This is a genomic window from [Pantoea] beijingensis, assembly GCF_022647505.1.
Lineage (GTDB): Bacteria > Pseudomonadota > Gammaproteobacteria > Enterobacterales > Enterobacteriaceae > Erwinia > Erwinia beijingensis.
Genome location: NZ_CP071409.1, coordinates 3718458 through 3731503, shown reverse-complemented (window position 1 = coordinate 3731503; position 13046 = coordinate 3718458). Strand labels below are relative to the sequence as shown.

Here is a 13046-nt window from a genome sequence, read left to right as displayed (position 1 = left end):
GCTGTTTTCCATCCGTTGATGATGGGTTCGAATATTGCTAATGCATTCAGGATGTTGTGCTTATTTTTAGTTTCTATTTTGGGATTTTTATCTGCCTTTTCGTCTCATTGCAATAATATGAACTACAATTAAAACTGTAATCAGCAAGTAGACAGCGTTTTCCTCCAACGGAAAAGCGTTCTCTGATATGTAACACCAGAAGCTGTTATCACCTAAGGTAGAGGAATTGAACATGAATAGAGACGAAGCCGGCGGTAACTGGAAACAGTTTAAAGGTAAAGTGAAAGAGAAATGGGGCAAGTTGACCGATGATGATATGACCGTTATCGAAGGTAAACGCGATCAACTTGTCGGAAAAATTCAGGAACGATACGGATATGCGAAGGATGAAGCGGAGAAAGAGGTCAACGATTGGGAAACAACCAATAAAGACTATCGCTGGTAGACGCATATGCCTGTTGTATTTGACGCGGCAGCGTTTTTTATCCGTCTCGGCGTCATTGGCTCTATAGAGAACAGCGTAAGCCTCAGGACGTTACGTCGTGGCTGTATATAGCGCTGTTTAAGCCTTTCAGGACGATGCTCCTACCCAGGCACACGGAGGTGCCGTTTAATATTTCTTCTACTTCTCTGGCGAAGAGTCATTTCTCCCTTACTTACGCTTTATTCGCTAAATGTACCCCTACGCTCCCCCCCACAATGTGGGATCGACGCCGATGCCGATAGTGGCTAGCGACCGCGTTTTTTGCTCACTAAACTATGATCGTGCTGACAATTATCTTGCTGAGCGCAAGACTCAACTTCAACGCAGCCGGCACATAGCCCGTGAGCTTCGATAATACTGTGTCTCAGGTTAAAACCGGACTGATGTGACAGTATTTGTAAGATATCTTCAACGCCCTGAGCATGCCTTTCATCAACTGAACCACATCGGTCGCATATTAACATGGCTGAAGTATGCCGGGGTTCCTCGACATGGTGACAAACTACATAGCTATTATTCGATTCAACGCGGTGAATAAATCCTTGTTCCAGAAGGAAATCAAGTGCGCGATAGACGGTAGGTGGCTTGGCTTGAGGTTCTGAAACGCGCAGCAAATCGAGGAGGTCATAAGCGCTGATAGCTCCATTTTGTTCGCTCATTAATCGTAGGACTTCCAGGCGCTGTGGTGTCAGACGCACATTACGTTGCTGACAGAGTTTCTCAGCCTGTGACAGGATCTGTTCAGGAAGAATAGGACTCATAAAAGATCTCCGCGCCGAAATGAGATGTTATCTTATCACGTACGCAAAAAAACACCGAATGCTACAGGATGCGCTCATACAGTCAACTCGCCGTGATCCTGTTCGCTCGTTGGTAATACCCTACATCGGCCCAATCACTCAGATGCGACTTAATTTCTGCAGGGTACTGAGGCGTGCGATCCGCACCTTGGCTAATTCTGTGATATCCTTGCACACATAATCGTCATTTATTAACCTCCACAGAGTTATCTTTCTTCATGACCCATAATCCCCCTGCAAACCGCTTTTCCATCGCTCCCATGCTTGACTGGACAGATCGCCACTGCCGTTATTTTCATCGTCAGCTGACACAACAGGCGTTGCTTTATACCGAAATGGTGACAACCGGCGCGATCATCCATGGCAAGGGCGACTATCTTGCCTGGAATGAAGAGGAGCAGCCGGTGGCGCTACAGCTTGGTGGTAGCGACCCTGCCGCGTTAGCCCAGTGTGCGAAGCTGGCAGAAGCGCGTGGTTACAGCGAAATTAACCTTAACGTGGGTTGCCCTTCAGATCGCGTACAAAATGGCCGGTTTGGTGCCTGCCTGATGGGTGAAGCTGCGCTGGTAGCGGATTGTATTAAAGCGATGCGTGATGTAGTCGCGATCCCGGTTACGGTCAAAACCCGCATCGGTATTGATGAGCAGGATAGTTATGCGTTTTTATGCGATTTTATTAGTACGGTGGCGCATCAAGGGGGCTGCGATACCTTTATTATTCATGCACGTAAAGCCTGGCTTTCTGGTCTAAGCCCGAAGGAGAACCGCGAGGTTCCCCCACTTGACTACCCACGTGTCTATCAGTTAAAGCGTGATTTCCCACAATTAACCCTGGCTATTAATGGCGGCGTGAAAACCCTGAGTGAAGCACGAAACCACCTGCAGTATCTTGATGGCGTAATGATGGGGCGTGAAGCCTATCAGAATCCCGCTATTTTGATGCAGGTTGATCGTGAGCTATTTGGGAGCGATCGCCCGGAAATTGATCCCGTTGCGGTTGTCAGAGCGATGTACCCCTATATTGAGCGCGAGCTATCCCAGGGGACGTATCTTGGACACGTGACACGGCATATGCTGGGTCTGTTCCAGGGGATCCCGGGAGCACGTCAGTGGCGACGTCATTTGAGTGAAAACGCCCATAAGCCAGGTGCAGGGATTGACGTAGTGGAGCAGGCCCTTTCATTGGTTGCTGATAAGATCCCGATGACAGCCTGATGTTGCTGCTGGGCGCCGTTAATATTTAACCATTTTTTAGTCAGTTTCACCATGCAGGAGTTCTCGGCTTTTATAAAAAGATATATTTTCCAATGCATTAAGGCACACTGTGAGCTGGCATGCTTCTTGTAATAGCGATCCCATATTCTGTTATCTGGAGCTTGCCAAATGGACATCCTGTTTGTGATTGGTTTTTTTTTGATGTTGCTGCTGACCGGTGTTTCCCTGCCTGGCATACTGGCCGCGCTGATGGTTGCCACCCTCTTTATGATTGTCGGTGGGCTGTTAGCTGTTGTTGTAAAAATGTTGCCGTGGCTGATTATGGCGATCGTAGCGGTATGGATTTACCGCGGATGGAAAAATCCAAAACCGCGCGATCGACGCTGGACTTCGTTTTAATAAATCAATGCGTTATGGATATGCAGTGAAAATGGAATGCGCGCTGGATCACAGCATGGCTGTTTGCTCAGCTCTTTACCGCATTTAAACATACTTTTTACTTATATTTTATGTCAGGATAAATGCAGTTGAGTCAAACGTATTCATCGCCGCTGACCCTACAACCAGCGTGAACAATAAAATAATAAAAAAAGGGCTTCCCACGGGAGCCCTTTTTACATGAAGCCGCTAAGGTATCAGCAGGCTTGATCCTTGCGTCGTACGACTCTCCAGCATTTTATGGGCGTGTTGTGCATCGCGGAGCGCGAACTTTTGATTGTCGGGCACATCGACTTTGATAACCCCGCTGGCAATGAGTGAAAACAGTTCACTACTGGCTAATGCCAGTTCCTGACGCGTGGTGACATAACTATGCAGCGTTGGGCGCGTAACGTACAGTGAGCCTTTCTGACTAAGAATGCCCAGGTTAACGCCGGTTACCGGGCCGGAAGCGTTGCCAAAACTTACCAGCAGCCCACGCGGTTGTAGACTGTCCAGCGAGGCTTCCCAGGTATCTTTACCTACCGAATCGTAAACGACGCGCACTTTTTCCCCACCGGTCAGCTCATTGACTCGGGTGACTATATCTTCTTCCCGATAATTGATCGTCGCCCATGCCCCGGCATTTTTTGCTAGTGTGGCTTTCTCCTCGGATCCGACAGTACCAATCAAATGTGCGCCTAGCGCTTTTGCCCACTGACAGGCAATCAATCCCACACCACCCGCCGCCGCATGGAACAGGAACACTTCATTGGGTTGAACTTCATAGGTTTGGCGCAGCAGATAATGTACCGTCAACCCCTTTAAAAAGCAGGCAGCAGCTTGTTCAAATGAAATGGCATCCGGGAGTAAAGCGACTTTATCAACGTGAAGGTTGTGTAATTCACTGTAGGCACCAAGTGGAGATTGAGCATAAACAACGCGATCGCCCGGTTTCACGGTGGTGACTGCCGAACCCACTTTTTTAACGACTCCGGCCGCCTCGGTACCTAGTCCTGAAGGCATTCCGGGCGGTGAGTAAAGCCCGCTGCGGATGTAAGTATCAATGTAGTTGATACCGATTGCCTTATTTTCAACCTGTACTTCCTGAGCGGCAGGATCGTCAAGGTCGATATCCACCCATTGCAATACCTCCGGACCGCCGTGCTGAGAGAACTGTATACGTTTCGTCATGATGACTCCTGTTAACTCCGCGTGATTGATGAGAGGACGTAAAGCACATGAACGAGTATACTTGCGCGTCTCCTCAACTGATTTTCGGTATTGCATTCACTATGGCAGGAAATAAACCCACCAACAAATCGAACGAAACGCGTGACCGCCAGATGGAAGGGCTAAAACTACCGCCTCATTCATTGGAAGCGGAGCAGTCGGTGTTGGGTGGTTTGATGCTGGATAATGAACGTTGGGATAACGTTGCAGAGCGCGTGGTTGCGGAGGATTTCTTTAGTCGTCCACATCGGCTGATCTTTGGCGAAATGCAACGTCTGCTTGAGATGAGCAAACCGATTGACCTTATCACTCTTTCTGAATCACTTGAGCAGAAGGGCGAACTGGACATGGTTGGCGGTTTTGCCTATCTGGCCGAGTTATCAAAAAATACGCCAAGTGCGGCAAACATTGGCGCTTATGCCGATATTGTTCGTGAACGTGCGGTTGTACGTGAAATGATTTCTGTTGCCAACGAGATCGCCGATGCCGGTTTTGATCCGCAGGGACGTAGCAGTGAGGATCTGCTGGATCTTGCTGAATCTCGCGTTTTCCAGATTGCGGAAAGCCGTGCCAATAAAGATGAAGGCCCTAAAAGCATCGATCAGATACTTGAGGCTACGGTGTCCCGCATTGAATCCCTGTATCAAACGCCACATGATGGCGTCACGGGTGTGGATACCGGCTATCAGGATCTGAACAAGAAAACTGCAGGCCTGCAGCGATCGGATTTGATTATCGTTGCCGCGCGTCCGTCAATGGGGAAAACGACCTTCGCCATGAACCTGTGTGAAAACGCGGCGATGTTGCAGGATAAACCCGTCTTAATCTTCAGTCTTGAGATGCCCGGCGAGCAGATCATGATGCGTATGCTGGCATCCTTATCGCGTGTGGATCAGACGCGTATTCGAACCGGTCAGTTGGACGATGAAGACTGGGCGCGTATCTCGGCTACGATGGGCATTCTGCTTGAGAAGAAGAACATGTATATCGATGATTCTTCAGGCCTGACACCAACTGAGGTCCGTTCCCGTGCGCGTCGTGTCTTCCGTGAAAACGATGGGCTGAGCCTGATTATGATCGACTACCTCCAGCTAATGCGTGTTCCTTCACTTTCAGATAATCGTACGCTGGAAATTGCCGAAATCTCCCGCTCGCTGAAAGCATTAGCAAAAGAGCTACAGGTACCGGTGGTGGCATTATCGCAGCTTAACCGCTCGTTGGAGCAACGTGCAGATAAACGTCCAGTTAACTCGGATCTGCGTGAGTCCGGCTCCATTGAGCAGGATGCCGATCTGATCATGTTTATTTATCGTGATGAGGTATATCACGAAAACAGCGATATGAAAGGTATCGCTGAAATTATCCTGGGTAAGCAGCGTAATGGTCCCATCGGTACCGTACGTCTGACGTTTAATGGCCAATGGTCCCGCTTTGATAACTACGCCGGACCGCAATACGACGACGAATAAGTAAAATAAAACCTAAGGGACAGAAACGCTGCTGTCTCATTGGTCCCTTCTTTCAGAGACGTCCGTACCTTTTCGCACGTTGGTGGCGTTATGCAGCAGGCAAGCATGACGCGACTTCTTCTGGCTATTAGAAAATAGTGTTGGACATTACCTGAAAAAATGCGCTTATCTGTAGTGGCTTTGGGCCTTTATTTATTCGTGGATTGGTCATGACCAATATTGATGACTTCGATCTTAAGATACTGACTTTCTTACAAACTAACGGTCGACTTACCAATCAGGAATTAAGTGATTTAGTCGGGCTATCAGCATCGCAATGCTCGCGACGCCGTATTAGCCTGGAGCAGGCTAATTTGATTCTTGGCTATCATGCGCGTCTTTCACCAGATGCCGTTGGGTTGGGAATGATTGGGCTAATAGAAGTACGCCTGATCAATCACACGTCGGAATATGTTGAAAGTTTCCATCGGATGGTTGCCGGGGAATCGGCGATCGTCGATGCCTGGAAAACCACCGGGGATGCGGATTATCTATTAAAGGTTGCCGTTGCTGATTTAGCGGGATTAAGTGCGCTCATTAGCCAACTGGTGGCTGGCCATCAGAGTGTGGCTCACGTTAAAACCTCTGTAGTACTGAACAGGCTGAAGGAAAATGGTTTGATGATGAGCTCCCGTCCTTAATTGTCGCGCTGCCGTTAACAAAATCTGTCGGCATATTAAGGAACAGGAAAGTCATTATTTTTAGACATCTATGTGCAACTTAGCGGTACATCAGTCCGGTTTTGCCTAAAATTGGACAATCAGAAATCTTCGTTATCAATGGGTTAATTCATTGGCACCATCCGGTTGTAATTTGCGCCCCGGATGGTGCGATTTTTTAATGTGTTAAAACTGCGATTGCCGCATGTGACCCAATGCTAACCCGCCTCACCTGTTTTTTCTCCATCTCAAATAACAAACTATCTGATAAATCAGAGCCCAACGATGCTACTGTGGGCATAGAAACGAGATAGCCGTAATGTTTTTGGTTGCGGGGGCATCTGCTTTCCTGCAATCTGAAATGGGGTAAGCAATCCGGGTATCCAGCACCGATAGCGACGGTAGCGTGCACGGTGTAACAAAGAATCATACTGCGCAAAGCGAGATTAAAACTAATTTAGGAGATCTACACCGTGTTTCAAAATGTTGATGCCTACGCCGGCGATCCCATCCTCTCTTTGATGGAGACATTCAAGCAGGATACGCGACCGCATAAGGTGAATTTGAGCATCGGATTATATTACGACGCACAGGGCATAATACCGCAATTGCAGGCTGTCGCGGCGGCAGAAGAGCGTCTGAATGCACAGCCGAAAAGTGCTTCACTCTATTTGCCGATGGAAGGATTGCTCTCTTATCGTAATGCGATCGCGCCCTTACTGTTTGGTGCCGATCATCCAGTACTTAAAGCCGGGCGTATTGCCGCGGTTCAGACACTGGGTGGGTCCGGGGCGCTGAAAGTTGGCGCTGATTTCCTCAAGCGCTATTTTCCGGATTCTGATGTGTGGGTCAGCGATCCAACATGGGAAAATCATGTTGCAGTCTTCTCGGGTGCCGGCATCAAGGTGCATACCTATCCGTGGTACGATACTGAAACCAATGGTGTGAAATATGATGCCTTTATTGCTCACCTGAAAACCTTGCCTAAGCACGCTATCGTATTGCTGCACCCATGTTGCCATAACCCAACCGGTGCCGATCTGACCGATGCACAGTGGGATGAAGCCATCGAGGTGTTAAAGGCTCAGGAACTGCTGCCGTTCCTTGATATCGCCTATCAAGGTTTTGGGGCAGGTATGGAAGAAGACGCCTATGCCATTCGTGCAATTGCAGCAGCAGGCTTGCCTGCGCTGGTGAGTAACTCTTTTTCTAAGATCTTCTCGCTTTACGGTGAACGTATTGGTGGTCTCTCCGTCGTGTGTGTTAACCCTGAAGAAGCAGAACGGGTTCTGGGACAGTTGAAAGCCACCGTTCGCCCAATCTACTCCAGCCCTCCAACGTTTGGTGCTCAGGTTGTTTCCTGTGTATTAAACGACGAAAAGCTCAAAGAGAGCTGGCTGGCCGAAGTGGAAACCATGCGTTTGCGTATTCTTGAAATGCGTCAGGTCTTTGTGGACGTGTTGTCTTCTGCTATCCCTGGCAAAAACTTCGATTATCTACTGAAGCAGCGCGGCATGTTTAGTTACACCGGTTTGAGCGTTCAGCAGGTTAATCGTCTGCGCGAAGAGTTTGGTGTCTATTTGCTCGGTACTGGACGCATGTGTGTGGCAGGTCTGAATGCTAAAAATGTTCATCAGGTAGCGGAAGCCTTTGCTGCGGTGATGTGATTATGTCGCGATTTTGACTGAAAACAGCAGGCGTGGCCTGCTGTTTTTTTATCTATACTTAAACCGCATCTATGCACTTCGGGCACATCATTGCAATGCTCTTGGGGGCAGGTAAATTGCCGCCACTACGCGGTATTGTCGGTCGGTGCCTCCAGCAACTCGAATCATTAACTCTACAGACCATCTGGCAAAAGGGGCATACAGATGTGGTATCAGCAGACCATCACGTTAGCCGGAAAGCCGCGCGGTTTTCATCTGATTACCGATGAAATCATCGGACACTTGCGGCGGCTTGGTGATGTTCAGATAGGTCAGCTGCATTTACTGCTGCAGCACACCTCGGCGTCACTCACACTGAATGAGAATTGCGATCCCAGCGTTCGTAGCGACATGGAACAGTATTTTTTGCGGCATGTTCCAGAAAATGCGCCTTATCAACATGATGACGAAGGTGCCGATGATATGCCTGCCCATATCAAGTCGTCATTGCTGGGGGCTTCACTGGTATTGCCGATTAGCCGTGGACGTTTGTTACTGGGCAGGTGGCAAGGTATCTGGCTTGGCGAGCATCGCAATGACGGCGGGCCGAGGCGGATTGTCGCCACGATACAAGGGGAATAGCATGAATATCTCTGATTTATTATCTTATTGTATGAATAAGCCAGGTGCAGAACAGAGCGTACACAGTGACTGGAAAGCCACGCAAATCAAGGTAGATGATGTGCTTTTTGCCATGGTGCATGAGATGGAAGGGCGACCTGCGGTTTCGCTAAAAACAACACCCGCGTTGGCCGATTTGATGCGTGAATCCCATAAAGATATATTGCCAGATGAACATCTGAACAAGTCACACTGGAGTACCGTTTTCCTTGACGGTAGCCTGAAGGATTCCCAAATCTATTATCTGATAGATGCCTCTTTCCAACAGGCGTTAAGCACCCGTTCTGGCGGTGCTTAGTCGTATTCGTACACGTCTATTGCTGGGTTAACACAGGTGGACGTGTTGCCTGCCCCCCGTGTTTTGTATGCTGCCACTGGGTGGCGTAATGCATCTGTGTTAAGGGTGGGACAGAACAGAGAAGAGGTGGCGATTAAGTGTCGTAAGAGGAGAGGGCGTTGTTTTACGGCAATTTTAATATGGGCTGGCGAATGTGAATATCACAGGATACAAGGATCTTAAGCGGGGCTGGATAAACTCAGCCCCGCAGGTGACTATTTTTTCAGGAGTGGTTTCAGGAAACGTGCGGTGTGAGATTGCTCGCACTCTGCAACGGTTTCTGGTGTGCCCGAAACCAGAATTTCGCCGCCGCCGCTACCGCCTTCAGGGCCCAGATCGACAATCCAGTCGGCCGTTTTAATCACGTCCAGGTTGTGCTCGATAACCACAATGGTATTGCCCTGATCGCGCAACTGGTGCAGCACTTCCAGCAATTGCTGGATATCCGCGAAGTGCAGGCCGGTGGTGGGTTCATCCAGGATATACAGTGTTTGGCCCGTACCCCGTTTGGACAACTCACGCGCAAGCTTCACGCGCTGTGCCTCGCCACCGGACAACGTGGTTGCTGACTGACCCAGACGAATATAGGACAGGCCGACATCCATCAGCGTTTGTAACTTACGCGCCAACGCCGGAACGGCATCAAAGAAGTCACGGGCTTCTTCGATGGTCATCTCCAGCACTTCGTGGATACTCTTGCCTTTATATTTAATTTCCAGCGTTTCGCGGTTATAGCGCTTGCCTTTACATTGATCGCACGGCACATAAATATCGGGCAAAAAGTGCATCTCAACCTTGATCACGCCATCACCCTGGCAGGCTTCGCAGCGCCCGCCGCGCACGTTAAAGCTAAAACGGCCCGGATTGTAGCCACGAGCACGCGCTTCAGGCACCCCTGCGAAAAGCTCACGCACCGGCGTGAAAATACCGGTGTAGGTTGCCGGATTTGAGCGTGGGGTGCGGCCAATTGGGCTCTGATCGATATCGATCACCTTATCGAAATTTTCCATGCCGCTTACGCTGCGATAGGGTGCCGGTTCCGCAATGGTCGCTCCGTTGAGCAGGCGTTGGGCGATAGGGAACAGCGTATCGTTAATCAGCGTCGATTTACCGGAGCCTGAAACGCCGGTAATGCAGCTGAATAATCCGACCGGGAGCGTTAAGGTCACATCTTTAAGATTATTACCGCGTGCGCCAACCAGCTTCAGAACCTTGTTCGGATCGGCGGGAACGCGCTGCCGGGGAATCGCAATTTCGCGTTTACCACTGAGGAATTGCCCGGTCAGCGACGCTTCTGTTGCCATAATATCGTCGACGGTGCCTTCGGCCACGACCTGGCCTCCGTGGACCCCCGCACCAGGCCCAATATCAATCACATGATCAGCGGCACGGATAGCATCTTCATCATGCTCAACCACAATGACCGTATTGCCGAGATCGCGCAGATGAACCAGTGTTTCAAGCAAACGTTCGTTATCACGCTGATGCAGTCCAATGGAGGGTTCATCCAGCACATACATTACGCCGACCAGACCAGCGCCGATCTGGCTGGCCAGACGAATACGCTGCGCTTCTCCACCTGATAGTGTCTCAGCGGAGCGTGACATCGAAAGATAATTCAGACCGACATTGACCAGAAACTTCAGGCGATCGCCGATCTCTTTCAGCACTTTCTCCGCAATTTGTGCGCGTTGGCCGCTGAGCTTCATGTTCTGAAAAAATGCCATGGCATGACCAATGCTCATATCTGAGATGGTCGGTAGCGTGGTGTTCTCGACGAACACATGGCGCGCCTCACGACGCAGACGGGTGCCTTCACAGCTGGTACACGCGCGATTGTTGATAAATTTCGCTAAATCTTCACGTACTGCCGCTGATTCGGTCTCTTTGTAGCGACGCTCCATATTATGCAGCACCCCTTCAAAAGGATGACGTCGGACTGAAGTATCACCGCGATCGTTAATATATTTAAATTCAATGTTCTCTTTACCTGAACCGTAAAGGATGACCTTTCTGACGCGTTCATCGAGGGTATTGAACGGTGCTTCAACGTCGAAGTTGAGGTGTTCCGCTAACGATCTCAGCATCTGAAAATAGTAAAAATTACGACGATCCCAGCCGCGGATGGCACCGCCTGCCAGCGATAATTCAGGGTTTTGTACCACGCGATCCGGATCAAAATATTGCTGAACCCCTAAACCGTCGCAGGTTGGGCAGGCACCGGCTGGGTTGTTAAACGAGAACAGGCGTGGCTCAAGCTCGCTCATGCTGTAGCCGCAGACCGGGCAGGCAAAGTTTGCTGAGAACAGCAACTCATCGGCCTCGGGATTATCCATATCGGCAACGATGGCGGTACCGCCGGAGAGCTCCAGCGCGGTTTCAAACGATTCAGCCAGGCGCTGGGCAATATCATCGCGGACTTTAAAGCGATCGACGACCACTTCAATAGTGTGTTTTTTCTGGAGTTCAAGCTTGGGCGGATCGGACAGGTCGCATACTTCGCCGTCAATACGTGCGCGGATATAGCCTTGTGATGCGAGATTCTCAAGGGTTTTAGTATGTTCGCCCTTGCGGTCCTGTACCACCGGCGCCAGCAGCATCAGGCGTTGCCCTTCGGGCTGCGCTAATACGTTATCCACCATCTGACTAACGGTTTGTGCGGCCAGCGGGACATCATGATCCGGACAGCGCGGTTCACCCACGCGGGCAAACAGCAAGCGCAAATAGTCGTGGATTTCAGTGATGGTTCCGACGGTGGAACGCGGGTTGTGCGATGTTGATTTCTGCTCGATAGAAATCGCAGGCGAGAGGCCTTCGATATGGTCGACATCCGGTTTCTCCATTAAAGAAAGAAACTGGCGCGCATAAGCAGAAAGGGATTCCACATAGCGGCGTTGTCCTTCAGCGTAAAGCGTATCGAACGCCAGCGAGGATTTACCGGAACCCGACAGGCCGGTGACAACGATCAGTTTGTCGCGCGGGATGATCAGGTTGATGTTTTTCAAATTATGGGTGCGGGCACCCCGGACTTCGATCTTATCCATTCACATTTCCCGGATTAACGCAGACCTCACCGTGCTTTTTTCCGGCACGGCCAGAACGAAACGTATTATTATGACACAAAAAAACCTGAATGAATATCCAGTGTTTGCTTGCAACACTGCAACTGGACGACAGGTTTATCGATGTTGATCGGGAAGTAGGAACTGACCCTATGGCATGGTAGAATTTAGGGTTTACACTTCAGTAAATACTCATCAGGAGACACCAACATGGCCAGCAGAGGCGTTAACAAAGTGATTCTTGTCGGAAATCTGGGTCAGGATCCGGAAGTCCGCTATATGCCAAATGGGGGTGCAGTTGCCAACATTACGCTGGCCACGTCCGAAAGCTGGCGTGACAAGCAGACCGGCGAAACCAAAGAGAAAACCGAGTGGCACCGCGTTGTGCTGTTCGGCAAATTGGCTGAAGTGGCGGGAGAATATCTGCGCAAAGGCTCGCAAGTTTATATCGAAGGTGCACTCCAGACGCGTAAATGGACCGATCAGGCTGGCGTAGAAAAATACACCACGGAAGTCGTGGTCAATGTCGGTGGCACCATGCAGATGCTGGGTGGACGTCAGGGCGGTGGTGCTCCGGCGGCAGGACAGAGCAACAATAACAATGGTTGGGGACAACCCCAGCAGCCTCAGGCTCCGCAGGGGGGTAACAACAACCAGTTCAGCGGGGGGGCGCAGTCACGTCCTCAACAGAGCAGCGCACCAGCAAATAACGAACCACCGATGGATTTTGATGACGATATTCCCTTTTAATTTAAAGGTGTATTTAAAACTAAATAACGACCTCAGGTTTCCCCTGAGGGTTATACGTTACGGGTGTGTTTGTGGTTAGCTCCGCCTACACCCCGTAATGGGTTTAAACCTCGAAAGAGGGGCTGTGTCGATCAACAAAAAGCTGGTTGTCGATAATCCCTCTACTTCGCGCCAGCCCTTGCAAGATCTATAGGGTAAACCATGATTATCATCATGGTATCAGTCGTATCAGGATTAATGTCTGTTCTGAGCCTT

General features: G+C 49.9%; 12 protein-coding genes. 9 read left to right on the top strand and 3 right to left on the bottom strand.

The window, feature by feature from the left end:
- Nucleotides 1-232: 232 nt before the first annotated feature.
- The gene (locus J1C60_RS16895; protein WP_128175723.1) at nucleotides 233-445 is read left to right on the top strand and encodes a CsbD family protein; all 213 of its coding nucleotides are present in this window, start codon (nucleotides 233-235) and stop codon (nucleotides 443-445) included.
- A gap of 284 nt (nucleotides 446-729) precedes the next feature.
- Here J1C60_RS16895 and zur read toward each other — a convergent pair whose 3' ends face one another.
- Nucleotides 730-1245, bottom strand: coding sequence for a zinc uptake transcriptional repressor Zur (gene zur / locus J1C60_RS16890; protein ID WP_128175721.1), 516 nt, complete (start codon nucleotides 1243-1245; stop codon nucleotides 730-732).
- Between the two features lie 257 nt (nucleotides 1246-1502).
- Here zur and dusA point away from each other — a divergent pair, with 257 nt between their 5' ends.
- Together dusA and pspG are read left to right on the top strand one after the other, a co-directional pair.
- Nucleotides 1503-2498: a tRNA dihydrouridine(20/20a) synthase DusA gene (dusA, locus tag J1C60_RS16885; protein ID WP_128175719.1), complete on the top strand. Its 996-nt coding sequence runs from the start codon at nucleotides 1503-1505 to the stop codon at nucleotides 2496-2498.
- A gap of 168 nt (nucleotides 2499-2666) precedes the next feature.
- A complete protein-coding gene (gene pspG / locus J1C60_RS16880; protein ID WP_128175718.1) occupies nucleotides 2667-2897 on the top strand; it encodes an envelope stress response protein PspG in 231 nt (76 codons plus the stop codon).
- A 228-nt stretch (nucleotides 2898-3125) separates the two neighbouring features.
- Here the strand turns inward: pspG and J1C60_RS16875 are convergent, their stop codons facing one another.
- The gene (locus J1C60_RS16875) at nucleotides 3126-4109 is read right to left on the bottom strand and encodes a quinone oxidoreductase (protein WP_128175716.1); all 984 of its coding nucleotides are present in this window, start codon (nucleotides 4107-4109) and stop codon (nucleotides 3126-3128) included.
- A 101-nt stretch (nucleotides 4110-4210) separates the two neighbouring features.
- Here J1C60_RS16875 and dnaB point away from each other — a divergent pair, with 101 nt between their 5' ends.
- From dnaB to J1C60_RS16850, 5 genes are all read left to right on the top strand, one after another.
- A complete protein-coding gene (gene dnaB, locus J1C60_RS16870) occupies nucleotides 4211-5617 on the top strand; it encodes a replicative DNA helicase (protein WP_128175785.1) in 1407 nt (468 codons plus the stop codon).
- 209 nt (nucleotides 5618-5826) lie between these two features.
- The gene (locus J1C60_RS16865; protein WP_128175714.1) at nucleotides 5827-6297 is read left to right on the top strand and encodes an Lrp/AsnC family transcriptional regulator; all 471 of its coding nucleotides are present in this window, start codon (nucleotides 5827-5829) and stop codon (nucleotides 6295-6297) included.
- A gap of 491 nt (nucleotides 6298-6788) precedes the next feature.
- Complete coding sequence (locus J1C60_RS16860) at nucleotides 6789-7982, top strand: amino acid aminotransferase (protein WP_128175712.1); 1194 nt, start codon at nucleotides 6789-6791, stop codon at nucleotides 7980-7982.
- Nucleotides 7983-8186: 204 nt separating this feature from the next.
- Nucleotides 8187-8603 carry a secondary thiamine-phosphate synthase enzyme YjbQ gene (locus J1C60_RS16855; RefSeq protein ID WP_128175710.1) on the top strand — a complete coding sequence of 139 codons (417 nt, stop codon included), beginning with the start codon at nucleotides 8187-8189 and terminating at the stop codon, nucleotides 8601-8603.
- A gap of 1 nt (nucleotide 8604) precedes the next feature.
- On the top strand, nucleotides 8605-8940 hold the full coding sequence (locus J1C60_RS16850) for an MmcQ/YjbR family DNA-binding protein (RefSeq protein WP_128175708.1): 336 nt from the start codon (nucleotides 8605-8607) through the stop codon (nucleotides 8938-8940).
- A 254-nt stretch (nucleotides 8941-9194) separates the two neighbouring features.
- Here the strand turns inward: J1C60_RS16850 and uvrA are convergent, their stop codons facing one another.
- Nucleotides 9195-12023 carry an excinuclease ABC subunit UvrA gene (gene uvrA / locus J1C60_RS16845; RefSeq protein ID WP_128175706.1) on the bottom strand — a complete coding sequence of 943 codons (2829 nt, stop codon included), beginning with the start codon at nucleotides 12021-12023 and terminating at the stop codon, nucleotides 9195-9197.
- Between the two features lie 228 nt (nucleotides 12024-12251).
- Between uvrA and ssb1 the strand changes: the two genes are divergently transcribed.
- On the top strand, nucleotides 12252-12791 hold the full coding sequence (gene ssb1 / locus J1C60_RS16840) for a single-stranded DNA-binding protein SSB1 (protein WP_128175703.1): 540 nt from the start codon (nucleotides 12252-12254) through the stop codon (nucleotides 12789-12791).
- Nucleotides 12792-13046 lie beyond the last annotated feature (255 nt).